We start from the raw sequence: 21,894 nt of genomic DNA on the forward strand, positions 1-21,894 counted from the left end.
GTCTAACGCAAAACAAAAACGGATATTCATCCTACTGAATATCCGTTTTTTATCTCTACAAGCGGTTTATTTCTCTACTTTTTTACCCATAATTTATCCCCTACCGCAGCCAGCATCGCACCGATAACAACAATAAATGCACCAATATAACTCATTAAATTCATATCAGGATTAGCAAATGTATTTGGGAAAAAATAATGTCCGATAAAAGCAAAAATCATCGTAAAAACCGGAATCATTGTCGTTACAACGCTGACTTTTGACGTATCCCAATGATTTAGTGCTTCTCCATAAGCACCATAACCAATTAACGTATTACAACAGCAATAAATAAAACAAATTAACGGAAAACCGCTTAGTTGTGTTAATTGACTCGGTGTTGAAAGCGGTGCAAGTAACAAACCACAACCGATATAAATAATCATTAAGACTTGTTGTGAGCTTAACTTTCTGAGTAATAATTTCTGTGCAATACCATATATAACCCAAATTGTACTGGCTCCTGAACCGAGTAAAATGCCTAAAGCATAACTATCAAATTGTAAGATCTCATCAAAGTGATCATTAAAAAATGCAATCAAACCAATAACTAACAGTATAAAGCCGACTTTTTGGAAAAATTTTAACTGTTCTTTAAAGAATAAAATTCCACATAGAATCATTGTAAAAGGAGCTAATTGCCATAAAACCTGGTCGGTAGTCGGTGAAATATAATTCAGTGCGTCAGCAAATAATACAAAATTAGTGGATAAACCGATAACACCTAAACATACCCATCCCCAATCTTTTAAACTCAGTTTCGCTAATTTGGGCAAACGACGAGTGAGAAATAAAACCGACATTAATACAATAGCAGCAACTACAAAGCGGCTCCATACTAATGTTTGTGCATCAACATATTTTAGTACTTGCTGTGCCATCATCGGTAATGATCCCCATGTCGCCGTTGCAAGTAATGCTAAAGAAAATCCAAGTAGAGGTCTTCGTGTCATCATTTATCCTTTATCTTTTACGTAATTGATTACGATAAAACAATTTATGACCGACAGCGGAAATCATCGCTCCGGAAACGACAGTAATCGCACCAATATAACTTAAACCGTTCAGATCCGGTGCTTCAAATAATTCGGGCGAAAGAGAGTGACTTAATGCAGTAAGCATAATGGTTAGAATCGGGATTTGAGTCATCATTAAACTTACTTTAGACACTTCCCAACGATTTAATGCCTCGGCATAACAGCCGTAGGCAATCACCGTATTAATACCACAAAAGCCTAACCAGCCCCAAGCGGCTAAATCTAATTTAGCTAATTCTCCCATATGTGCAAAAGGCGTAAATACCAAAGTACAACCAAAATAAATCAGTAACAAAATTTGTTGTGAACTAAAATTCGCCAACATAATTTTTTGTGACAAGCTATAGCCAATCCAAATCAAACTGGCACAAATGCCCAGTAATACACCATATGCATAGCTATTCATTGCGATTAAATCTGCAAAACGATTATTAAAAAACATTGCTAAGCCAATGACTACCAGTATAAAACCAATTTTTTGATGAATACCGATCGTTTCTTTAAACAACACAACACCGAGCGCAATCATTACAAATGAAGAAAGTGGACTAATAACCTGGCTGGTTGCCGCCGGAATATAATTTAAGGCAAGATTAAACAGAAAGAAGTTACAAGACAATCCGATGACCCCCACCAACCATAACCAACGATATTGGCGAAAGAAAGCGGTTAAATTCGGTAATTTTTTTGCAAAAGCGAGTATGGCAAAAACGCCGAGTGTTGCGACTAAGAATCTAAACCAAACAATCGTTTGAGAATCTAATGATGTTAAGACTTGTTTAATCGCAAGCGGTAGCATTCCCCACATAAAAATGGCTATTAAAGAAAATAAAAAGCCAAGTAAGGGTTGTTGTTTCATAGACTTTTATGAGCTTGAAAAAAGGTAACAAAAAACCCCACATTTGTGGGGTTTTCTTACAAATCTTTATTGAAATGAATTACTCAGCAACGATGCTTACGTATTTGCGATTTTTCTCGCCTTTCACTTCAAATTTAACTTTACCGTCAGCAGTTGCGAATAAAGTGTGGTCTTTACCCATACCAACATTGCTACCAGCGTGGAATTTAGTACCACGTTGACGAACGATGATGCTACCTGCTAATACAGATTCGCCACCAAAACGTTTAACACCAAGGCGTTTAGCTTCAGAATCACGACCGTTACGAGTTGAACCACCAGCTTTTTTAGTTGCCATCTACTTGATCTCCTCTGAAATTATGCTTGAATACCAGTGATTTTCACTTCTGTGAACCACTGACGATGACCTTGTTGTTTACGGCTGTGTTTACGACGACGGAACTTAACGATTTTAACTTTATCGCCACGACCTTGTGCTACAACTTCAGCCACTACTTTTGCGCCAGCAACTACTGGTGCACCAATTTTAACATCTTCACCGTTAACGACCATTAACACTGAGTCAAATTCAACTTTCTCACCAGTTGCGATTTCAAGTTTTTCTAAACGAACTACTTGACCTTCGCTCACTCGGTGTTGTTTGCCGCCACTTTGGAAAACTGCGTACATATTTACTCCGCTAATTTGTGCCAATCGCTTCTGCTTAGGCACTCTTAAATTCATATAAAATAGGTGGTCAATTCTACGCAAAAACAAGCTAAAGAGCAAGAATGTTTTGCAGAAAAATTAAAAAATTTCCGGGTTATTTTCTCTTTAAATCACTTTTTCAGAAAAAAGTACAAAATAAACAACAATCTATTTTTGAATTGCGACTAAGTCGGCAATCATTTCAAGATGCTTTCTGTTTTTACGAGCTACCACCCTCGTGATTTTTGGATGTTTGGTATTATAACAAAAAAGCGGTCAAATTCTGCAAATTTTTGCAAAAAATGACCGCTTTCGATTTTTAATTGCTAAAAGGCTTATTTGTTAGCATTTACACGTTTATTATCTAATGCAAATGCACCCGGACCAACAAATACTAATAAGAAGAATACAACAGAATATAACAACGCTAATTCGCCTTTGTTTACTAACGGTAGAGCAATATCTGCTGCTGTTGCATGCATAAAGAAATAAGCGTATGCCATCATACCTGACAATAAAAATGCCACAGGACGAGTGAATAGACCTAAAATTAATAGAATACCGCCACCGATTTCTAAGATACCGCCGATACCATACATTGACATTAACGGCACTGAACCATTACCACCGGTCATTGACACCGGAAATTCAAAGAATTTTGCCGTACCGTGTAATAAGAACATATATGCTGCCACAATACGTAACAATGCTAATGCGTATGGGGTAATTTTCTCTAAGTTAGAGTTCATTTTGCTTTCCTTAAAAAATTAAATTGAATCATCAAGATTTGATAGGTGTATTCTATATAAATCATTTTTTAAAATAAATAGTATATTTATAAATAAACTATTTCATTTAAGTAAATAATATCTTACTCAATCTAAAAAGCGATTATTTTTGCAACAAATTTTACAAAATAACCGCTTATATTAAAGTAGTTTAAAGGGAATATTGCGACTAGAATTTAGCAATAAAATCCGCATAGCTGTCGATAAAACCTTTTAACGTACCTAATACCGCTTCAGATACAATTTCACCTTGCTCATTTAACACACCGTTAAATACGCTACCTACGTTTGCCGCAAACGGAGCAACCGGCATATTAATAAAACCGCCTGAAGCCACTACACGTAATTGATCTGCCGCACGCACGCCACCAGACATACCTGCTGCAACTGATACGATACCTGCCGGTTTACCAAGCCATAAACTTTGTCCCATCGGGCGTGAGCCTACGTCAATCGCATTTTTCATCATTGCTGACATTCCACCATTGTGTTCAGGTGTTACAAATAAGAAACCATCAGCTTTTACAATTTCCGCACGAAAACGATTATATTCCGCTGGACTATTTTCATCTAAGTCACGATCATATAATGGAAGATCGGCAATATTAACGAAATGTAACTGAATATTTGCTGGTGCAATAGTTTTTAAATGATTCGCAACCACTTGGCTGATTGATGTTTTACTGCCACTACCTACTAATACTGCAATTTGTTTTGTCATAAAAGTCATATCCTTAAATATAAAAAAAGAATGAATAAAAGTTTCGAATGTTATTCTACTCTTATTCATTCCGCTGACTAGATAGTAAATAATGAATAAACTATTTACTTTTAAGAAACAATTATGGGGTTAATTCAAATATTAACCCTGTTTTAGTGATTGCATATCGATCACAAAACGATACTTCACATCTGATTTCAACATACGCTCATAAGCCTGGTTAATATTTTGAATATCAATCATTTCCACATCGGAAGTAATACCGTGTTCACCACAGAAATCCAACATTTCTTGCGTTTCTTTAATGCCGCCGATTAATGAACCTGCAACAGAACGTCGTCCCATAATAAGCGGAACGGTACTAATGCTTGGCTCTAAATCGCCGACTAAACCGACAAGTACAATCGTACCGTTTAATGTCAGTGTATTAATGTATGGTTTTAAATCGTGTTGATAAGGTACGGTATCAATGATGACATCAAAAGTATTTGCTACCTGAGCCATTTGTGCTTCATCGGTTGAGATAACCACTTTGTGTGCGCCTAAACGGAATGCATCCGCTTCTTTACCGGCACTACGACTAAATAAAGTAACATCTGCCCCTAACGCATTAGCTAATTTCAATGCCATATGACCTAAACCGCCTAAACCGACAACTGCAACTTTTGTGCCTTTACCGACATTCCAGTGACGTAACGGCGACCAAGTCGTAATACCGGCACACAGTAACGGGGCAACCGCTTTAGTATCCAATGTTTCAGGTACGCTTAATACGAATTTCTCAGTAACTACAATTTTCTCGCTATAACCACCGAATGTCGTCATACCGTCTTTCGGATCAACTGCACCATAAGTATCAATACGACCGTTTTCGCAATATTGTTCTAAACCGTGGCGACAAGGTTCACAATGCTGGCAAGAATCTACCATACAGCCGACACCGACAAGATCGCCCACTTTAAATTTTGTTACATCTTTACCAACTTTGCTTACTCGACCGACAATTTCATGCCCTGGTACGATCGGATAAGTCGAGAATCCCCAGTCATTTTTTGCCATATGTAAATCCGAGTGGCAAACCCCACAATATAGGATGTCAATCTCCACATCATCTTGACGAATATCACGGCGTTCAATAATGTGTTTAACTAATGGTGTTTTCGGATCTAATGCCGCAAAACTTTTTACTTGAAATGTCATTTTTGCTTTCCTTTTTATTGAATAAAAACGAGTAAATTATAGAAGAAATATTGTTGCTCAATTATTAATGAAATCAAAATTAAGAATTAGGTAAATAAAAATAAACTGACATAATTTTTAGCCTAAAAATGCTTTTAATGCCGGTATAAGAGCTTTAGCGTCCTGAATCCCCAAGTTATACATCGCTTTTAATTTATTCGGATCTTTTTCTAAACGGCTAATTGCCAAAGATTGTGACGGACGGATCACAAAAATTTGCTGTTGCTCATTCAGTTTAATCACTTGTTCCACAGATTGATTATATTCAGCATAACGATTCTGCCAACGCTCGATTAATTTAGGGTATTTACGATAAAACCACTTAAATATTGCGGTAGAACTCGGTTTTTTACGGTAATCTAACGGACGAGTTAAAATTACAATAATCTTGTCATAGCCTAACTCAATACATTTTTGCAGTGGAATACTGTCGGCTATTCCTCCATCCAGATATTTTTTACCGTCAATTTCCACCATTTTCGAAACCATCGGCATTGCTGAGGTTGCTCGCAACGCTTCCATTTGAGTGAAAGCATCGGTAATTTTTACATATTCCGCTTCTCCTGTTTCTACATTGGTTAGCGTTACCCAAAAATCACATTGTGACTGTGTAAAAGTAGTCTGATCAAAAGGATCAAGCGTAAATGGTAATTCATAAAAGGCAAAATCTCGATTCACAATGTTACCGGTGGTCAATAAGCTATGTAGCCCCATATAACGTTTATCATTCAGATACTTGAGGTTGTAACGCAATACCCGTCCTTTTTGTTTGGAAGGATAATTAATGCCGAACAATGCCCCTGCCGATACAGTTACCGCTCCGTCAATCTGAATTTGCTCGTCTAAAAAGACATCCAATACTCCGGCGGTAAACATTCCTCTCATTGCGCCACCCTCTAATACTAATCCTACTTTCATCTCCAATCTGCTCTTTTATTTAGTTAAATCTATATCATCATATCATTCATAAGGAGAAAGAGGAGCTGATCCCATCGTTAAATTCACTGTTCGTACCTGTTCTTCAACCTCATTATTTAAGCGGTTATATTCAAATAAAAACGTGCAAATAATCCAACAAAATTAACCGCTTCCGCCAATTCCTTTTTGAAGCTCATCAGATTTAAGGTAGAATTACCGCCAAATTTTCACATTTCAATGAGAACGCAATGACAACCTTATTAACACTCGAACAAATTCAAGCACTGGCTAAACAAGATATGCAAGCGGTAGATGCGGAAATTCTTGCTCAACTGAACTCAGAAGTTATTCTAATCAATCAGTTAGGGCACTATATTATTGCCGGTGGTGGAAAACGTATTCGTCCGTTAATTGCGGTGCTTGCCGCTAACGCATTAGGTTATACCGGTAACAAACACGTTACTTGTGCCGCTTTTATCGAATTTGTGCATACTGCAACCTTATTACACGATGATGTGGTTGATGAGTCGGATATGCGTCGAGGTCGTGCAACGGCAAATGCAACGTTTGGCAATGCGGCAAGCGTATTAGTCGGCGATTTTATTTATACGCGTTCATTCCAAATGATGACCAGCGTGGATTCGCTTGAAGTGTTAAAAGTGATGTCTGCCGCAACCAATGCACTTGCTGAAGGTGAAGTTCAGCAATTAATGAATGTGAATGATCCGAATACTACCGAAGCGAATTATATGCGTGTCATCTACAATAAAACCGCACGCTTATTTGAAGCGGCAACCCAATGTGTTGCCATTGTGGCAGGCGTAGAAAAATCGGTTGAAACCGCGTTAAAAAATTACGGCTGTTATCTCGGTACCGCCTTCCAATTAATTGATGATATTTTAGATTACTCAGCAAAAGCGGAAAGTTTCGGCAAAAATGTCGGTGATGATTTCGTTGAAGGTAAACCGACTTTACCATTGTTACATGCTATGCACGCTGCTCAAGCGAAGGGTAATCAAGTGCAGGTGGATATGATTCGTTCTGCGATTGAAAACGGTGGAGAACGTGAACAAATTCCAGTGGTATTAGACATTATGGCGGAACATCAATCACTTGAATATGCAATGCAACGAGCGAAAGAGGAAGCTCAAAAAGCAGTTGATGCACTTACAGTTTTACCTGAAAGTGAATACAAACAAGCATTGATTTCTCTTGCTTATTTATCGGTAGATCGTTCTTACTAGGAGGATTTATGATCCAACTAAAACCTGAATATTTACATCAACAAATGGCACTGATTGTGCAGGCTATTCAAGCCGGTATGGCAAATCAGGAACTAATTACTTATGTTCAAAACATAGAAAAACGCTTGTCCGAACAAGAAGATCCTGAATTTAACTATGATTTGGAGCGAATAAAAAAACACGTTGAAAGTGAAAGTATCACTGTTCTTCAATTTTCTACACCAGAAGAACTAGATAAATAGATAGTGTCACTATGAGCGGATTAAAGGTTGAATTAGGACAATTATTTTCAAAGGAAATGAAAAATTATCCTCAGAAAGATCGCCTCTTAATTAATAAATTTATCATTCATATTCAGCAATTTGGTTTCGTTGGGCTAGAAGGTCGAAATAAAAACTCAGATAATGTGGATAAAGATGCTCCTTATTTCTCACAAAAAGTAAAATATGCTCAGGAGAATGCCCTATGACACTACCATATCGGGATTCTTCGTTATGATAAAAACAAACCTTTTGGCGATAGAACCTCTGAATACGTTTTACACTATCAACGTTTTAACGAAACAATCAAAATCGTGGATTATGCTGCTCATCCGCCATTCTATTTACCCGAAGAACATTATTTGATTTAACCATGACAGAACAAAACCAACAACCTTTAGAACATAAACAAGCGTTACAACAAAAGAAAAAGCTAACACGTAAAGGCAAAGATCCGAACGCACCTTTTGTGCGTGAAAAATTAACGCTTCCGGGCGGACATAACAAATTATTGCTGCACTCTTGTTGTGCACCTTGTTCCGGTGAAGTAATGGAAGCGATCCACGCATCGGGTATTGAATTTACCATCTATTTCTACAATCCAAACATTCATCCGATGAAAGAATATCTGATTCGTAAAGAGGAAAATATTCGCTTTGCCGAGAAATGGGGTATTCCGTTCATTGATTTCGATGATGATTACGAAAATGACCGCCGTGAATGGTTTAAAAAAGCGGAAGGAATGGAGTGGGAACCGGAGCGTGGTATCCGTTGTACGATGTGCTTTGATATGCGTTTTGAGAAAGCGGCGGAATACGCACACAATAACGGCTTCCTGGTTTATACCAGCTGTTTGGGAATTTCTCGTTGGAAAGATATGAACCAAATCAACGACTGCGGGCATCGTGCCGCCGCTAAATTTGATGATGTGGTTTATTGGGATTACAACTGGCGTAAAAATGGCGGTTCGCAGCGTATGATCGAAATCAGTAAACGTGAACGTTTCTATCAGCAAGAATACTGCGGTTGCGTCTATTCTTTACGTGATTCAAATAAATGGCGTTTAGAAACCGGTCGTCAGCGTATTGAAATTGGTAAACTTTATTATTCACCAGATTAAGCATTATTCATAACGGATGCACTCAGTGTGTCCTCAGTACCAAATTTACAAATAAGAGGAAAAAATATGTCAAATTTTGCAATGGTGTTCCCGGGACAGGGTTCACAAGCGGTCGGAATGTTAGCGGATCTTGCAACTGCATACCCGATTGTTGAAGAAACCTTCAAACAAGCATCTGATGTTTTAGGTTACGATCTTTGGGATTTAGTCCAAAACGGTACCGCAGAAGATTTAGGTCAAACACAACGCACCCAACCGGCACTTTTAGCATCATCGGTTGCAATTTATCGTGTATGGCAACAAAAATACCCTGAATTAAAACCGTCTGTAATGGCTGGTCATAGCTTAGGTGAATACTCAGCATTAGTTTGTGCAGGCGTATTAGATTTCCAAGATGCAATCAAACTAGTGGAATTACGCGGTAATGCAATGCAACAAGCAGTTCCAGCAGGTACAGGTGCAATGTATGCGATTATCGGCTTAGATAATGAAGCGATTATTAAGGCTTGTGAACAAGCTCAAGCGGAAGTCGGCGAAATCGTTTCAGCGGTCAACTTCAACAGTCCGGGACAAGTGGTGATTGCCGGTACAAAAACGGCTGCAGAAAAAGCAGGTGAATTATGTAAAGCAGCAGGTGCAAAACGTGCGTTACCATTGGCGGTTAGCGTACCTTCACACTGTGCATTGATGAAACCAGCAGCGGATAAATTAGCGGAAGCATTGCAAAATATTACGCTAAACGCACCGGTTGTACCAGTAATTAACAATGTTGATGTGAATGCAGAAACAGATGCTGAAGCAATCCGTCACGCACTCGTTCGCCAACTTTACAACCCGGTTCGTTGGACTGAAACGGTAGAAAAAATGGCAAACGAAGGTGTTGCAACGCTTTACGAAATCGGTCCTGGTAAAGTCTTAACCGGTTTAGCTGGTCGTATCGTAAAAGAGTTAAATGCCAAAGCAGTCAATGATGTAGCTTCATTAGAGGCTGTTTCAGCATAATGATTAACACCCCTCTTTGAAAAAGAGGGGCTGGGGGAGATTTTTAGGATCTTTAACATAACACTTATCTCCCCTCCCCCTCCTTACTAAAGAGGGGAACTTTTTATAGGAGAACAAAATGCAAGGTAAAATCGCATTAGTAACGGGGGCAACTCGTGGTATTGGTAAAGCTATCGCTGAAGAATTAGCTGCAAAAGGTGCAACCGTGATTGGTACGGCAACATCAGAAAAAGGTGCGGAAAGTATTTCTGCATACTTAGGTGACAAAGGTAAAGGTTTAGTGTTAAACGTAACAGATGCAGAATCTATTGAAGCCGTTTTAGCACAAATTAAAGCGGATTTCGGCGATATTGATATCTTAGTAAACAACGCTGGTATCACACGTGACGGCTTATTAATGCGTATGAAAGAAGACGACTGGTTTGACATTATTCAAACCAACTTAACTTCCGTATATCGTTTATCTAAAGCGGTATTACGTCCAATGATGAAAAAAGGTGGACGAATCATTACTATCGGTTCAGTTGTTGGCTCAATGGGTAACCCGGGTCAAACCAACTACTGTGCAGCAAAAGCCGGTTTAGTCGGTTTTTCTAAATCATTAGCGAAAGAAGTCGCTTCTCGTGGCATTACGGTAAACGTGGTTGCTCCGGGCTTTATCGCAACCGATATGACAGACGAATTAAACGAAGATCAAAAACAAGCAATCTTAAGTCAAATTCCGGCTGGTCAATTAGGTTCAGCACAAGATATTGCGAAAGCAGTCGCATTCTTAGCAAGTGATGATGCAAAATACATTACTGGCGAAACTATCCATGTAAACGGTGGTTTATATATGAACTAACCGAAATAAGCGGTCTGTTTTTAACCGAACTTTGCAAACAACAAAGTTCGGTTTTTTATTTTCTGAGCAGAAATCATGATAGAACCGACTCTCATTGGTAAACTTCATTGAATTATTCACTAAATAATGATATGTATAGCAATAAGCGGTTAAAGTTTATAAATTTCTTGTAAATTTGGCTGTTTCTTTACCGAGCTGTTTAGGTAATCTATGTTCCTCGCTGTTGCGAGGTTTATTTTTTATATTTAACTATTATTGTGTGTTTCATTATGTCTAAAAATACTTTTGTGGTCGGCTTTATGCTGTTTGCCATTTTCTTTGGAGCGGGCAATTTAATTTTTCCGCCAAAATTAGGATTTGAAAGCGGTGCGGATTTCTGGGCTGCAACAATCGGATTTGTGGTTACCGGTGTAGGTCTACCGTTACTCGGTATTATTGTAAGTGCCTCTTATAAAGGCGGTTATAAAGCAGCTTTACATCGTATCCACCCATGGTTTTCACTGCTCTTTTTAGTCGCGATTTACTTAACTATCGGGCCTTTCTTTGCTATTCCTCGTACTGCGGCTACTGCTTATGAAATGGCTGTTTTACCGTTTTTAGGCGAACAGACACCGATTTCATTGCTGATTTTCACATCGGTTTATTTTTCGTTAGCCATTTGGCTTGGTTTAAATCCATCAAAAATGGTGGAAAGAATCGGCTCGATTCTAACGCCTTTACTGTTAATTTCGATTCTTGCACTTGTCATCAGCGGTATCGTGTTACTTGCTGATAATCCGTCAAGCACTAATGTGATGGAAGCGCCGATTGTAGATGGAATCCTTGCCGGTTATAACACAATGGACGCTTTGGCTTCTGTTGCATTCTCAGTAATCGTAATCAACGCAATTAAAAATAAAGGCTTTACTGACGAAAAAGCTCTGAGCAAACAAACTGCGATGGCAGGCGTCATAGCAGCGGTTTTATTAGCGTTAATCTATTTATCTATCGGTTGGATTGGCAATAAATTACCAATTTCTGCGGAAGTATTAGCAGATTTAACTGCTAAAAAACAAGATTTAGGTACTTATATTCTAAATGTGGCGGCAGCTCAAGCATTTGGCGATTTCGGTCGTACCGTATTAGGTGTGATCGTTTCGTTAGCTTGCTTAACGACTGCGATCGGTCTGATTGTGTCAGTAAGTGAATATTTTAATGAGATTTTCCCGAAAATTTCTTATAAAACCTATGCCATTATTTGTACCTTAATCGGCTTCGGTTTAGCAAACCAAGGATTAAGTGAGGTAATCAGTAAATCTATCCCGGTATTATTGGTACTTTATCCGATTGCAATGTCGATAATCTTTTTATTGCTATTAAATTTATTTATTCAATTACCGTTATTAGCATTACGTATTTCACTAATTCTAGTCACGATCGTTTCTATTTTATCAGTCGCAGGTGTCAGCTTAGTTGATAATTTACCGTTAAAAGCCTATTCAATGGAATGGCTACCATTTGCACTCGGCGGTTTAATGATTGGGCTAGTCTGTAACCGCTTTGTTAGCGTAAAATAAAATAATTCTCGGGCAAGGTTATCCTTGCCCTTTATTTATCTCAAATCTTGGAGAAAAGATATGCCCGAATTACCAGAAGTGGAAACCAGCTTACGAGGTGTAGAACCTTATCTACACGGCAAAACCATTAAACAGATTATCGTACGAACTAATAAATTACGTTGGGCAATTTCAGATGAATTACAACAAATGCAAGGCGAAAAAATCATTTCGCTCTCTCGCCGTGCCAAATATTTAATCTTACATACGACAAACGGCGATATTCTGATTCACCTAGGAATGTCCGGTTCACTCGGTATTTTACAAGAAAGTCAACAAGCTGCCGGCAAACACGATCATGTTGATCTTATTACCCGAGATGGTACTGTGCTTCGTTATAACGACCCACGTAAATTCGGTTGTTGGCTATGGATGCACAATGCGGAACAACACGAGCTGATTACTCGTTTAGGACCGGAACCGCTCTCTGAAGCATTTACAGCCGAGTATTTATTTACTCGAAGCCGTAACAAAACCGTGGCAGTCAAAAACTTTATTATGAATAACGATATTGTGGTGGGTGTGGGGAATATCTATGCTTGCGAATCTCTGTTTATGGCTGGGATTCATCCGGAACTTGCAACGCAAAACCTGACTAAGCAACAATGCGAACGCTTAGTTAAAGTGATTAAAGATGTATTAACTAAAGCGATTATTCAGGGTGGAACAACGCTTAAAGATTTTATTCAACCTGATGGAAAACCGGGTTATTTTGCTCAAGTATTACAAGTTTACGGTCGCAAAGGCGAAGCCTGTAATGACTGTGGAACAATGATTGAAGCAAAAGTGATCGGGCAACGTAATAGTTATTTCTGCCCTCATTGCCAAAAACTGCCTCTCTAGCTCATTACAAGTGTGAAAAAGCGGTCAAATTTGACCGCCTTTTTGCAACTTACTACATAAACCAGCCGGTTGGTGTCACCGATTTGTTATCCAATAATTTTATCGCACCGTAAATCACTCGGAACACATACCAAATACTTACCGCCCAAATCACCAAAATACCAATGCCGATAAACGAAAGTATCATTCCCAAAACAAAGCCAGCTAATGTTCCCCAAAACGTACGAATGAGAAAACGCATATGATCATAATATGCTGTGCCTTGCATATCTTCACGTTTAATATAAGCCATTATCACACCGGCAATCGCCGGTAGACCACCAAAAATAATTCCTAAGCCGAATAAACCGTAAGTGATATACATCATCTTACGTTGTGAATCGTCAGACGGTTGAAGAGAAAAAGGATCGTTCATTTATACCTCCTAAAAAAGTAACGGTTAGACTGAAGTATTTACAAAAAATTCCTCAAATCTAACCGCTTACATTTAAACATTATCGTTATTTACGATTATCTTCATATAACCACTTCGCTACCGTTTTAGCGAAATAAGTTAAAATACCGTCCGCTCCCGCTCGTTTGAAACAGAGTAACCCCTCCATTACACATTCACGTTCTTTTAACCAACCGTTTTGAATTGCTGCCATATGCATTGCATATTCACCTGATACTTGGTAAGCAAATGTCGGTACGCCGAAAGTTTCTTTTACACGCCATACCATATCCAAATAAGGCATACCCGGTTTTACCATCACCATATCCGCCCCTTCTTGAATATCCATTGCCACTTCGTGTAAACCTTCATTCGCATTCGCAGGATCAACCTGATAAGTAAATTTATTACCGCCTTTTAAATTACCAGCCGAGCCGACCGCATCACGGAACGGACCATAATAATTTGACGCATATTTAGCCGAATACGCCATAATTTGCGTATTGATTAAGCCTTTCGCTTCAAGTGCTTCACGAATTTTACCGATACGACCGTCCATCATATCGCTTGGTGCAACAATATCCGCACCGGCTTCTGCGTGAGATACCGCTTGTTTTACCAAAACTTCGGTTGTAATGTCATTTAATACATAGCCTTCTGCATCAATAATACCGTCCTGACCGTGTGTGGTGAACGGATCTAACGCCACATCAGTCATTACACCTAATTCCGGATAAGCTGCTTTTAATGCACGTACCGCACGTTGTGCCAAACCTTCCGGATTATAGGCTTCTTCCGCCATTAACGATTTCTTCGACTCGCCAACGACAGGGAAAAGAGCAATCGCAGGTACGCCGTATTTAACTAATTCGCCCGCTTCAATTAAAAGTTGATCAATCGTCAAACGTTCAACACCCGGCATTGACGGTACATTGACACGTTGGTTTTCGCCCTCAATCACAAAAACCGGATAGATCAAATCTGCAGCGGTTAATTGATTTTCCGCGACCAAACGTCGGCTAAAATCGTGTTTACGTAAACGACGCATACGGCGAGTGGGGAATGAAGTGTTAAGATATTGGGTCATAATGCCTTCCTAATTTTGCAAATTTTAGTAAAAAATAACCCGCTTATGAGCGGGTTTCGATTAATTGGCTGCCGTTTCCTCTTGCTCATCTCTCGGTTTATAGAACTTCGAGAAGAACAACCCGACTTCAAATAGCAAACACATCGGAATCGCTAAAAGCGTCTGAGAAAAAATATCCGGTGGTGTTAATAGCATACCGATCACAAATGCAGCCACAATAATATAAGGGCGTTTTTCTCGTAAATCATCAGCAGATGTTACACCAGACCAACATAATAAAATGATGGCTACCGGTACTTCAAAACAAATACCAAATGCTAAGAAAATAGTCAGTACGAAATCCAAATAGCTACTAATATCGGTTGCCATTGTTACCCCTTCCGGTGCGGTACTAGTCAAGAAACCGAATACCAATGGAAACACGACATAGTAAGCAAATGCCACGCCTAAATAGAATAATAATGTACTTGAAACCAATAATGGGTAAATTAATCGCTTCTCGTGCTTATATAATGCAGGAGCCACGAATGCCCAAATTTGATAAAGAATAAAGGGAACCGATAAAAATACCGCCACGACCCCCGTCAACTTAATCGGAGTAAAAAATGGTGTAGCAACGTTAGTTGCAATCATGGTCGCACCGACCGGTAAATTTTCGGTCAACGGCGTAGCGAGCAAAGTATAAATATCATTCGCCCAATAAACTAAGGCACAAAAAACCACAAGCACACAAATAAAGCTACGCAGCAAGCGATTTCTTAATTCAACAAGGTGACTAATCAGAGGTTGGGATTGTTCAACTGACATTCTGTTTATCCTGTTGTGTTGTTCCTGATGAGGTTGGGTTTGCTAAATCATCGTCAGGCGGATAATAAGCGGCAAACTGCGATTCGTCCAATTCAGCCTGTTCTGCAATTTCAGCGGGAGATAATTCCACTTTATCCTTAGCAGATTCATTATCAGCAAGCGGTTGATTTTCCAGATTCTTTTGTGATTCCGACACGGCAATTTGCTGTTCTTCTTGCTCTATTTTCGCTTGAATTTCAGCCACCTGCTCATCTGTCAGTTTGGTAATTTCACCTTTTGCCGATGCCAAATCAGCCTGCATTTGTTGTGCGGATTGTTTTAAATCTTCCACCGTTTTACTTAATTCAGGTGAAAGTGAACTTAAATTTAATGCTTCCGCTTTTTTAATGCTTTCTTGAAGCTCTTGTAATTTGAGTTCTTGTGCTAATTCATTCTGCACGTTTGCGGCTAATCCACGAATTGTACGAACCCAGCCCATTACGGTACGAATAGCAACGGGTAAACGTTGTGGACCCAGTACAACCAGCCCCACAACGAAAATCAGTACTAATTCAGAAAAACCTATATCAAACACAATCTATGCCTGCTCTTTTTCTTTTGCTTTTTGTTCGGTAGCTGCAGCTTCTTTTGCTTCTACTTTCTCAAAACTTGCATCTTGTGGTTTCTCCTCTGCCATTGCTTTTTTAAAACCTTTGACAGATTCCCCTAAATCCGTACCTAAGGTACGTAATTTTTTTGTACCAAATAATAAAACGATAATTGCTACAATAATAAGTAATTGCCAAATGCTGATACCACCCATAAAGGTTCCTCTTTTTGTTTTAAGTTTAAGAAAAATTGTTTGTATTATATGTTACTTTGCTTTGCGTTTCCAAACAAAAGTAACCGAAATCCCGACTTGTCCTATTTTCTTTGAAGAAGCAAAGACAATAATGCCACGGATAATAAACTAATATTTACCCATAACGGTAAACTGTCAAATCGCCATAACACACCGAGAATAATCATACCGCTCACAATACTCTGCATATTGCGAGTTTTCTGCTGTCCTTGTGTTTGTAGCGTTTTATTTAACTCGTCTAAACGGAAATTAATCTGCTTCTGTTGCTGTAAAGCATTAAATACCGCTTCCGGAAATTCGGCAAAATGTTCTCTAAATTGTGGCACACGTTGTTTTAAATCTCGTAAAATCGCTTTCACACCGACTTGCTCATTCAGCCAATTTTGTAAAAACGGTTTTGCGGTTTGCCACAAATCTAGCTGCGGATAAACCTGTCTGCCTAAACCTTCAATATACAGCAATGTCTTTTGTAACAATACTAATTGTGGCTGTACTTCCATATTAAATTCACGTGCCACATTAAATAGATTCAGTAACACGTGCCCAAAAGAAATTTCCGATAGAGGTTTGGCAAAAATCGGCTCACACACCTCACGAAAAGCCTGTTCAAACGCATCAATATCGGTATCCGCCGGTGTCCAGCCTGATTCCACGTGCATTAATGCCACACGGCGATAATCCCGATTAAAAAAGGCAACAAAACTTTCCGCTAAATAGCGTTTATCATTTTGGTTCAGCGTACCGACAATACCGCAGTCAATCCCGATATATTGCGGATTTTCCGGGTGTTCAGGATTAACGAAAATATTACCGGCGTGCATATCTGCGTGGAAAAAACTGTCACGAAACACTTGAGTAAAGAACACTTGCACCCCACGTTCCGCCAATAATTTCATATCCGTGCCGTTGGCTTTGAGTGTTTCGACATCCGACACCGGAATACCATAAATACGTTCCATCACAATCACGTTTTTATAGCAAAAATCCTGATACATTTCCGGCACATACAACATTTCACTGTTTTCAAAGTTATTACGTAAGCGAATCGCATTTGCCATTTCTCGGGTCAAATCCAGCTCATCGAGTAGCGTTTTTTCGTATTCACGCACCACTTCAGTCGCACGTAAACGCTTCGCATCATTCGATAGACGAGGAATCCAACTTGCTAGACGATACATCAACGCAATATCCGCCTTGATAAGCGGTTCAATATCCGGACGAATCACTTTAAGCACCACATCTTTGCCGGCAAGCGGTTGATTTTGATTAAATTTTGCCGTGTGAACCTGTGCAATCGAAGCGGAGGCAAGTGCCTGCTCATCAAATTCATCAAACCAAGTTTCAAGGCTTCCGCCTAAGGCTTGTTCAATAATTTGGCGAGCTAATTTGCCGTCAAACGGTTCAACCGAATCCTGCAATAACGCCAGCTGATCCGCTAATTCCGTCTCAAATAAATCACGGCGAGTTGAAAGCATTTGTCCGAGTTTAATCCACACAGGCCCCAACTCTTGCAAAGCTAAACGTAAACGCACACCGAACGGCTGATCTTTGTGTTGATTTCGCACCCAAAACAGAGCCTTACGTCCTAAACGAGCGTGGCGGGTAAGCGGAATATCAGGAATGATTTCATCAATACCGTAACGTAGAAATGTCGTGATAATTTGATAAAGGCGGCGAGTATTTTTAAAGGTCATAATTTATTCTCAAATTTTGCAAATTTTCGTTCAAATTCGACCGCTTGCTGCTCAAGTTCTGCCACTTGATCGTAAAAATTAACCGCTTGTAAGCGATGTACCAATACCGGACGTTCATTCATTAAATTCTCTGCGAGATGCTGATGATTCTGCTCAATTTGTCCTTTGAGTTTGTTAAATAATTTTTTGGCAAAATCAGTTGAAGTCTGAGCAATTACATCGCCAACAAAAGGCGACAACAGTTCGGCAGGATCTTTTTCCAATTCATCTAACAATACGGTGAAATGTTGTAACACCTGAATATCGCCGTTCAGTACCAATGATTTGTTATTAATCAGCTCGGTTAATTTGGCTTTATCGGCAAGTTTCGGCAAGGTTTCAAACGAAAGCTGTACGTGGCAATCCGCTTCGCCTTCGTAAGCCGATAGCCATTCCGCACGAGTTTCGCTAAAGATTAGATAAAAATTGATTGTCGGTGAGGTTAATTCAATATGTAAGCACTTACCTACTAACTTACGTAATGTCGGTAATACATGCGGCGAACGCTGCAGCAAGGCATTAAAAGCGGTTTCTATCGCACCGAACGCAAACTGTGGCAACATAAGCTGCTGTTTAAGTTGAGATAACATAACGTATTCCTTGGATTCCAATTCAAAAAGATAAATTAAAACTTATATCCTCGATGTAACGCTACAATACCAGCACTTAAGTTGTAATAATTTACGCTTTCAAAACCGGCATTTTCCATCATCGCTTTTAATTCATCTTGTTTCGGGTGCATACGAATCGATTCGGCAAGATAACGATAGCTCTCCGCATCGTTGACTACCACTTCACCCACTTTCGGCAAAATATTAAAAGAATAGAAATTATATAACTGGCTAATTGGGTCAATAATCGGTTTCGAGAATTCTAATACTAATAAACGGCCACCTGGCTTCAACACACGAAACATCGAACGTAGCGCTTTGTCTTTATCGGTCACATTACGCAAACCGAAACTGATTACCACGCAATCAAAGGTATTATCCGCAAACGGCAGACATTCTGCATTTGCTTGCACGTAATTCACATTGCCGACCACACCTAAATTACGCAATTTTTCACGGCCGACTTCTAACATAGAGCTATTAATATCAGCTAACACAACCTCGCCGCTTTCTCCAACAATACGCGAAAATTTTGCAGTAAAATCACCGGTTCCACCGGCAAGATCCAACACTTTTTGCCCTTTACGCACGCCACTGCAATCAATGGTAAAACGCTTCCAAACACGATGGATACCAAACGAAAGCAAATCATTCATTAAGTCGTATTTGCCAGCAACGCTGTGGAATACATTAGCAACTAGTTGCTGTTTTTCTTCTTTGGCAACGGTTTTAAAACCAAAATGCGTTGTTTCGTTTTCAGTCGTGTGTTGTAAATCAGTCATTGTCAAATTCTCATCGATTATTTCGGAGTGCTAACGATAGCAAAAAAGCGGTCATTTTTCCTTAAAATTTTGCAAAATCAAGCAAGTAAATGACCGCTTGCTTGACTAGAAAGCGGTTAATCTGTACCATTCGCACACTATTTTTATTTGAGGATTACAATTTTGGACAGTCACAGTCGATACTTATCAGATTTCTAACCCACTTGTCCAAACCCTCTGGTTGCCGACAAGTCGGTAACTCTCGCCTAGTATCTTTTTTGTTCCTTTTTGTTCATTACCTCCTAACCATTGGAGAATAAAATGATCCGTGCATTTGCCTTAGATAACGCACGTCTTATTAGCGTTGACGAAACCGCTACCGATCAGCTAAATGATGCGATTTGGGTTGATTTGATCGATCCAAGTGATGACGAACGTAGCGTATTACAGCGTGGTTTAGACCAAACCCTTGCAGAAGAACACGAATTGGAAGACTTAGAGGCTTCTGCTCGCTTCTTTGAAGACGAAGACGGCTTACACCTTCACTCTTTTTTCTATTGTTTAGATGATGACGATTACGCCGATATTGCCACCGTTGCATTTACTATTCGTGACGGGCGTTTATTTACTCTACGTGAACGTGATTTACCTGCATTCCGTTTATATCGAATGCGTTCTCGCCGTGAAAAATTAATTGATAGCAATGCGTACGAATTACTGCTCGACTTATTTGAAACCAAAATCGAGCAGCTTGCAGACGTGATCGAAACAATTTATGCGGATTTAGAAACCTTAAGCCGTGTAATCTTAAACGGTAAGCAAGAAAGTGAAAATTTTGACGATGCACTTTCGGATTTAACCGAATTGGAAGATGCCAGCTCAAAAGTGCGTTTATGTCTGATGGATACGCAACGTGCGTTAAGTTTCTTATTACGTAAAACTCGCTTACCGAACAATCAGCTTGAACAAGCTCGTGACATTATGCGAGATATTGAATCACTCCAACCGCATAATGAATCGTTGTTCCAAAAAGTGAACTTCTTGATGCAAGCGGCAATGGGTTATATCAATATTGAGCAGAATAAAATTATGAAGTTTTTCTCGGTCGTATCGGTGATGTTCCTACCAGCAACGCTGGTTGCTTCGACTTACGGAATGAACTTTGAATTTATGCCGGAATTACATTTTAAATACGGCTATCCGATGGCAATCGGCTTAATGATTTGTGCCGCCGCCACACCATATATCTACTTTAAACGTAAAGGTTGGCTATAAAAATGCGAAAGCACAGAATGTACGTTCTGTGCTTTTTTGTTATATATAAATGCTCTTTTTGTCTACTATGCTCTCTTCAATTTAATCTCTTAAATAAATATCTGATGGTAATTTAAATGGAGGATGAGCTGAAAAATCAACTACTTTAATAAAAGTATCACCTTTTATATAGTGCAAAATATATTCAGAAGTATAATTTCCAAAACCTAAACTTACGTCATATTCAGGGATGCCAATATGATAATGCCATAAATGATATTGCTGAGCCTTAGCAACTTTTATTGACCAATTCGGATCATCTGTTGGAACATTATCGGAACATTTATTTCGACCGGGTAAATTGTCTAAACCATAAGCTTCAACATATTCTTTAAATTGCCAAATCTTGATTAAGTCGTTTTCTCACCGGCAATTTTAGAACCGAATAAAACTTTACCATTCCCGATACCTTTTAACCAAGCTCTAAATTCACCAACATTGGTTACTTCATTAGGTAATTCGTGAAAAATATCATCCAAACGCTCTTCCATTCGATTCAAATCAAAATTGAATGATGTCGCTTTTGCCATCTTCTCTTCAATTTTCCGAATATTAGATTTCATATTATCTAATATTGCCATTGTTTGAGAACCATCATTAAAATAATCTTGGGTATCAAAAATAACAGCTTTATTCTGAGTAAGATATTTTTTGAAATCTGTTAAATTAATGTCAGTCCAAAAACTAGGATTTTGATCAATTGCTTCAAGACAAGTAACCAATAATTGATTAATCATTGAAATACGAAAATTTAAGAACAAAATTTGTTCTTTTGTTACTGATTTTTTATCAATGAATTCAAATGGCGGATAAATAGCAGTAAGTGCATTTGACATAGATAACGCAACATTTTTCATACTTATCTCCTCTATTATCCCTGATATTCTACACAGATTCTTATAAAAGAAAACCGCTTGTAATTTTCATTACAAGCGGTTTTGAATAAATGGCGGAGGAAGTGAGATTCGAACTCACGGAGGGCGTAAACCCTCGCCGGTTTTCAAGACCGGTGCCTTCAACCACTCGACCATTCCTCCGGATTGAAAACATATTCTAAATTGTATTCTCTTTGAGAGAAAAAAACTTGCTGATTTATCGAATCAACAAGTTG

Annotated in this window: 26 protein-coding genes and 1 tRNA gene; 9 read left to right on the forward strand and 18 right to left on the reverse strand. The window is 38.9% G+C overall.

Annotation, left to right across the window (positions count from 1 at the left end; genetic code table 11):
• Positions 1-74: 74 nt before the first annotated feature.
• From NYR60_RS05730 to NYR60_RS05765, 8 genes are all read right to left on the reverse strand, one after another.
• The gene (locus NYR60_RS05730; protein ID WP_279466051.1) at positions 75-992 is read right to left on the reverse strand and encodes a DMT family transporter; all 918 of its coding nucleotides are present in this window, start codon (positions 990-992) and stop codon (positions 75-77) included.
• A gap of 10 nt (positions 993-1,002) precedes the next feature.
• On the reverse strand, positions 1,003-1,935 hold the full coding sequence (locus NYR60_RS05735; protein WP_279466052.1) for a DMT family transporter: 933 nt from the start codon (positions 1,933-1,935) through the stop codon (positions 1,003-1,005).
• Between the two features lie 79 nt (positions 1,936-2,014).
• Positions 2,015-2,272, reverse strand: coding sequence for a 50S ribosomal protein L27 (gene rpmA, locus NYR60_RS05740; protein ID WP_005621788.1), 258 nt, complete (start codon positions 2,270-2,272; stop codon positions 2,015-2,017).
• Between the two features lie 20 nt (positions 2,273-2,292).
• Positions 2,293-2,604 carry a 50S ribosomal protein L21 gene (gene rplU / locus NYR60_RS05745; protein WP_005618624.1) on the reverse strand — a complete coding sequence of 104 codons (312 nt, stop codon included), beginning with the start codon at positions 2,602-2,604 and terminating at the stop codon, positions 2,293-2,295.
• 353 nt (positions 2,605-2,957) lie between these two features.
• Positions 2,958-3,371, reverse strand: a complete 414-nt coding sequence (locus NYR60_RS05750; protein WP_279466053.1) for a DoxX family protein — start codon at positions 3,369-3,371, stop codon at positions 2,958-2,960.
• Between the two features lie 208 nt (positions 3,372-3,579).
• Positions 3,580-4,131 (reverse strand): NADPH-dependent FMN reductase, encoded by a 552-nt coding sequence (locus NYR60_RS05755; protein WP_279466054.1) that lies wholly within the window; start codon positions 4,129-4,131, stop codon positions 3,580-3,582.
• Between the two features lie 141 nt (positions 4,132-4,272).
• Positions 4,273-5,331, reverse strand: coding sequence for an NAD(P)-dependent alcohol dehydrogenase (locus NYR60_RS05760; protein WP_115587912.1), 1,059 nt, complete (start codon positions 5,329-5,331; stop codon positions 4,273-4,275).
• A 117-nt stretch (positions 5,332-5,448) separates the two neighbouring features.
• Positions 5,449-6,288 (reverse strand): patatin-like phospholipase family protein, encoded by an 840-nt coding sequence (locus tag NYR60_RS05765; protein ID WP_279466055.1) that lies wholly within the window; start codon positions 6,286-6,288, stop codon positions 5,449-5,451.
• A gap of 248 nt (positions 6,289-6,536) precedes the next feature.
• Here NYR60_RS05765 and ispB point away from each other — a divergent pair, with 248 nt between their 5' ends.
• The 8 genes from ispB to mutM all read left to right on the forward strand — a co-directional run bounded on the left by ispB (position 6,537) and on the right by mutM (position 13,196).
• On the forward strand, positions 6,537-7,532 hold the full coding sequence (ispB, locus tag NYR60_RS05770; RefSeq protein WP_279466056.1) for an octaprenyl diphosphate synthase: 996 nt from the start codon (positions 6,537-6,539) through the stop codon (positions 7,530-7,532).
• A gap of 8 nt (positions 7,533-7,540) precedes the next feature.
• The gene (locus tag NYR60_RS05775) at positions 7,541-7,774 is read left to right on the forward strand and encodes a hypothetical protein (RefSeq protein WP_279466057.1); all 234 of its coding nucleotides are present in this window, start codon (positions 7,541-7,543) and stop codon (positions 7,772-7,774) included.
• 11 nt (positions 7,775-7,785) lie between these two features.
• Positions 7,786-8,001 carry a hypothetical protein gene (locus NYR60_RS05780; protein ID WP_279466058.1) on the forward strand — a complete coding sequence of 72 codons (216 nt, stop codon included), beginning with the start codon at positions 7,786-7,788 and terminating at the stop codon, positions 7,999-8,001.
• Between the two features lie 164 nt (positions 8,002-8,165).
• On the forward strand, positions 8,166-8,912 hold the full coding sequence (locus tag NYR60_RS05785; protein WP_279466059.1) for an epoxyqueuosine reductase QueH: 747 nt from the start codon (positions 8,166-8,168) through the stop codon (positions 8,910-8,912).
• Positions 8,913-8,978: 66 nt separating this feature from the next.
• Positions 8,979-9,914 (forward strand): ACP S-malonyltransferase, encoded by a 936-nt coding sequence (fabD, locus tag NYR60_RS05790; protein ID WP_279466060.1) that lies wholly within the window; start codon positions 8,979-8,981, stop codon positions 9,912-9,914.
• Positions 9,915-10,032: 118 nt separating this feature from the next.
• A complete protein-coding gene (gene fabG / locus NYR60_RS05795; RefSeq protein ID WP_279466061.1) occupies positions 10,033-10,758 on the forward strand; it encodes a 3-oxoacyl-ACP reductase FabG in 726 nt (241 codons plus the stop codon).
• Between the two features lie 269 nt (positions 10,759-11,027).
• Complete coding sequence (gene brnQ / locus NYR60_RS05800; protein WP_279466062.1) at positions 11,028-12,314, forward strand: branched-chain amino acid transport system II carrier protein; 1,287 nt, start codon at positions 11,028-11,030, stop codon at positions 12,312-12,314.
• Positions 12,315-12,374: 60 nt separating this feature from the next.
• A complete protein-coding gene (gene mutM, locus NYR60_RS05805) occupies positions 12,375-13,196 on the forward strand; it encodes a bifunctional DNA-formamidopyrimidine glycosylase/DNA-(apurinic or apyrimidinic site) lyase (RefSeq protein WP_279466063.1) in 822 nt (273 codons plus the stop codon).
• 52 nt (positions 13,197-13,248) lie between these two features.
• Here mutM and NYR60_RS05810 read toward each other — a convergent pair whose 3' ends face one another.
• The 8 genes from NYR60_RS05810 to ubiE all read right to left on the reverse strand — a co-directional run bounded on the left by NYR60_RS05810 (position 13,249) and on the right by ubiE (position 19,490).
• Positions 13,249-13,611 (reverse strand): DUF4870 family protein, encoded by a 363-nt coding sequence (locus NYR60_RS05810; RefSeq protein ID WP_279466065.1) that lies wholly within the window; start codon positions 13,609-13,611, stop codon positions 13,249-13,251.
• Positions 13,612-13,696: 85 nt separating this feature from the next.
• Positions 13,697-14,716: a porphobilinogen synthase gene (hemB, locus tag NYR60_RS05815; protein WP_279466067.1), complete on the reverse strand. Its 1,020-nt coding sequence runs from the start codon at positions 14,714-14,716 to the stop codon at positions 13,697-13,699.
• Between the two features lie 60 nt (positions 14,717-14,776).
• Positions 14,777-15,523 (reverse strand): twin-arginine translocase subunit TatC, encoded by a 747-nt coding sequence (gene tatC, locus NYR60_RS05820; RefSeq protein ID WP_279466068.1) that lies wholly within the window; start codon positions 15,521-15,523, stop codon positions 14,777-14,779.
• Positions 15,513-16,097, reverse strand: coding sequence for a Sec-independent protein translocase protein TatB (gene tatB, locus NYR60_RS05825; protein ID WP_279466069.1), 585 nt, complete (start codon positions 16,095-16,097; stop codon positions 15,513-15,515). The genes tatC and tatB overlap by 11 nt, the downstream gene beginning before the upstream one ends.
• 3 nt (positions 16,098-16,100) lie before the next feature.
• Positions 16,101-16,325 carry a Sec-independent protein translocase subunit TatA gene (tatA, locus tag NYR60_RS05830; protein WP_279466070.1) on the reverse strand — a complete coding sequence of 75 codons (225 nt, stop codon included), beginning with the start codon at positions 16,323-16,325 and terminating at the stop codon, positions 16,101-16,103.
• 101 nt (positions 16,326-16,426) lie between these two features.
• A complete protein-coding gene (gene ubiB / locus NYR60_RS05835; RefSeq protein WP_279466072.1) occupies positions 16,427-18,058 on the reverse strand; it encodes a ubiquinone biosynthesis regulatory protein kinase UbiB in 1,632 nt (543 codons plus the stop codon).
• Positions 18,055-18,687: a ubiquinone biosynthesis accessory factor UbiJ gene (locus tag NYR60_RS05840; RefSeq protein ID WP_279466073.1), complete on the reverse strand. Its 633-nt coding sequence runs from the start codon at positions 18,685-18,687 to the stop codon at positions 18,055-18,057. Before NYR60_RS05840 ends, ubiB begins: the two co-directional genes overlap by 4 nt.
• A 35-nt stretch (positions 18,688-18,722) precedes the next feature.
• Positions 18,723-19,490 carry a bifunctional demethylmenaquinone methyltransferase/2-methoxy-6-polyprenyl-1,4-benzoquinol methylase UbiE gene (gene ubiE / locus NYR60_RS05845; protein WP_279466075.1) on the reverse strand — a complete coding sequence of 256 codons (768 nt, stop codon included), beginning with the start codon at positions 19,488-19,490 and terminating at the stop codon, positions 18,723-18,725.
• A gap of 300 nt (positions 19,491-19,790) precedes the next feature.
• Between ubiE and corA the strand changes: the two genes are divergently transcribed.
• Complete coding sequence (gene corA / locus NYR60_RS05850) at positions 19,791-20,744, forward strand: magnesium/cobalt transporter CorA (protein WP_279466076.1); 954 nt, start codon at positions 19,791-19,793, stop codon at positions 20,742-20,744.
• A gap of 389 nt (positions 20,745-21,133) precedes the next feature.
• Here the strand turns inward: corA and NYR60_RS05855 are convergent, their stop codons facing one another.
• Positions 21,134-21,640 (reverse strand): hypothetical protein, encoded by a 507-nt coding sequence (locus NYR60_RS05855; RefSeq protein ID WP_279466078.1) that lies wholly within the window; start codon positions 21,638-21,640, stop codon positions 21,134-21,136.
• Positions 21,641-21,730: 90 nt separating this feature from the next.
• Positions 21,731-21,820, reverse strand: a tRNA-Ser gene (locus NYR60_RS05860).
• Between the last annotated feature and the right edge of the window lie 74 nt (positions 21,821-21,894).

The organism is Actinobacillus genomosp. 2, assembly GCF_029773605.1.
GTDB lineage: Bacteria > Pseudomonadota > Gammaproteobacteria > Enterobacterales > Pasteurellaceae > Actinobacillus.

Coding starts and splice junctions, on each gene's coding strand:
- ispB (WP_279466056.1), top strand. CDS start 6,537: ATGACAACCTTATTAACACTCGAACAAATTCAAGCACTGGCTAAACAA.
- mutM (WP_279466063.1), top strand. CDS start 12,375: ATGCCCGAATTACCAGAAGTGGAAACCAGCTTACGAGGTGTAGAACCT.
- NYR60_RS05785 (WP_279466059.1), top strand. CDS start 8,166: ATGACAGAACAAAACCAACAACCTTTAGAACATAAACAAGCGTTACAA.
- hemB (WP_279466067.1), bottom strand. CDS start 14,716: ATGACCCAATATCTTAACACTTCATTCCCCACTCGCCGTATGCGTCGT.
- NYR60_RS05735 (WP_279466052.1), bottom strand. CDS start 1,935: ATGAAACAACAACCCTTACTTGGCTTTTTATTTTCTTTAATAGCCATT.
- NYR60_RS05810 (WP_279466065.1), bottom strand. CDS start 13,611: ATGAACGATCCTTTTTCTCTTCAACCGTCTGACGATTCACAACGTAAG.
- NYR60_RS05750 (WP_279466053.1), bottom strand. CDS start 3,371: ATGAACTCTAACTTAGAGAAAATTACCCCATACGCATTAGCATTGTTA.
- NYR60_RS05855 (WP_279466078.1), bottom strand. CDS start 21,640: ATGAAAAATGTTGCGTTATCTATGTCAAATGCACTTACTGCTATTTAT.
- NYR60_RS05765 (WP_279466055.1), bottom strand. CDS start 6,288: ATGAAAGTAGGATTAGTATTAGAGGGTGGCGCAATGAGAGGAATGTTT.
- NYR60_RS05760 (WP_115587912.1), bottom strand. CDS start 5,331: ATGACATTTCAAGTAAAAAGTTTTGCGGCATTAGATCCGAAAACACCA.
- corA (WP_279466076.1), top strand. CDS start 19,791: ATGATCCGTGCATTTGCCTTAGATAACGCACGTCTTATTAGCGTTGAC.
- NYR60_RS05730 (WP_279466051.1), bottom strand. CDS start 992: ATGACACGAAGACCTCTACTTGGATTTTCTTTAGCATTACTTGCAACG.
- NYR60_RS05755 (WP_279466054.1), bottom strand. CDS start 4,131: ATGACAAAACAAATTGCAGTATTAGTAGGTAGTGGCAGTAAAACATCA.
- ubiE (WP_279466075.1), bottom strand. CDS start 19,490: ATGACTGATTTACAACACACGACTGAAAACGAAACAACGCATTTTGGT.
- tatC (WP_279466068.1), bottom strand. CDS start 15,523: ATGTCAGTTGAACAATCCCAACCTCTGATTAGTCACCTTGTTGAATTA.
- fabD (WP_279466060.1), top strand. CDS start 8,979: ATGTCAAATTTTGCAATGGTGTTCCCGGGACAGGGTTCACAAGCGGTC.
- rpmA (WP_005621788.1), bottom strand. CDS start 2,272: ATGGCAACTAAAAAAGCTGGTGGTTCAACTCGTAACGGTCGTGATTCT.
- rplU (WP_005618624.1), bottom strand. CDS start 2,604: ATGTACGCAGTTTTCCAAAGTGGCGGCAAACAACACCGAGTGAGCGAA.
- ubiB (WP_279466072.1), bottom strand. CDS start 18,058: ATGACCTTTAAAAATACTCGCCGCCTTTATCAAATTATCACGACATTT.
- NYR60_RS05775 (WP_279466057.1), top strand. CDS start 7,541: ATGATCCAACTAAAACCTGAATATTTACATCAACAAATGGCACTGATT.
- brnQ (WP_279466062.1), top strand. CDS start 11,028: ATGTCTAAAAATACTTTTGTGGTCGGCTTTATGCTGTTTGCCATTTTC.
- NYR60_RS05780 (WP_279466058.1), top strand. CDS start 7,786: ATGAGCGGATTAAAGGTTGAATTAGGACAATTATTTTCAAAGGAAATG.
- tatA (WP_279466070.1), bottom strand. CDS start 16,325: ATGGGTGGTATCAGCATTTGGCAATTACTTATTATTGTAGCAATTATC.
- fabG (WP_279466061.1), top strand. CDS start 10,033: ATGCAAGGTAAAATCGCATTAGTAACGGGGGCAACTCGTGGTATTGGT.
- NYR60_RS05840 (WP_279466073.1), bottom strand. CDS start 18,687: ATGTTATCTCAACTTAAACAGCAGCTTATGTTGCCACAGTTTGCGTTC.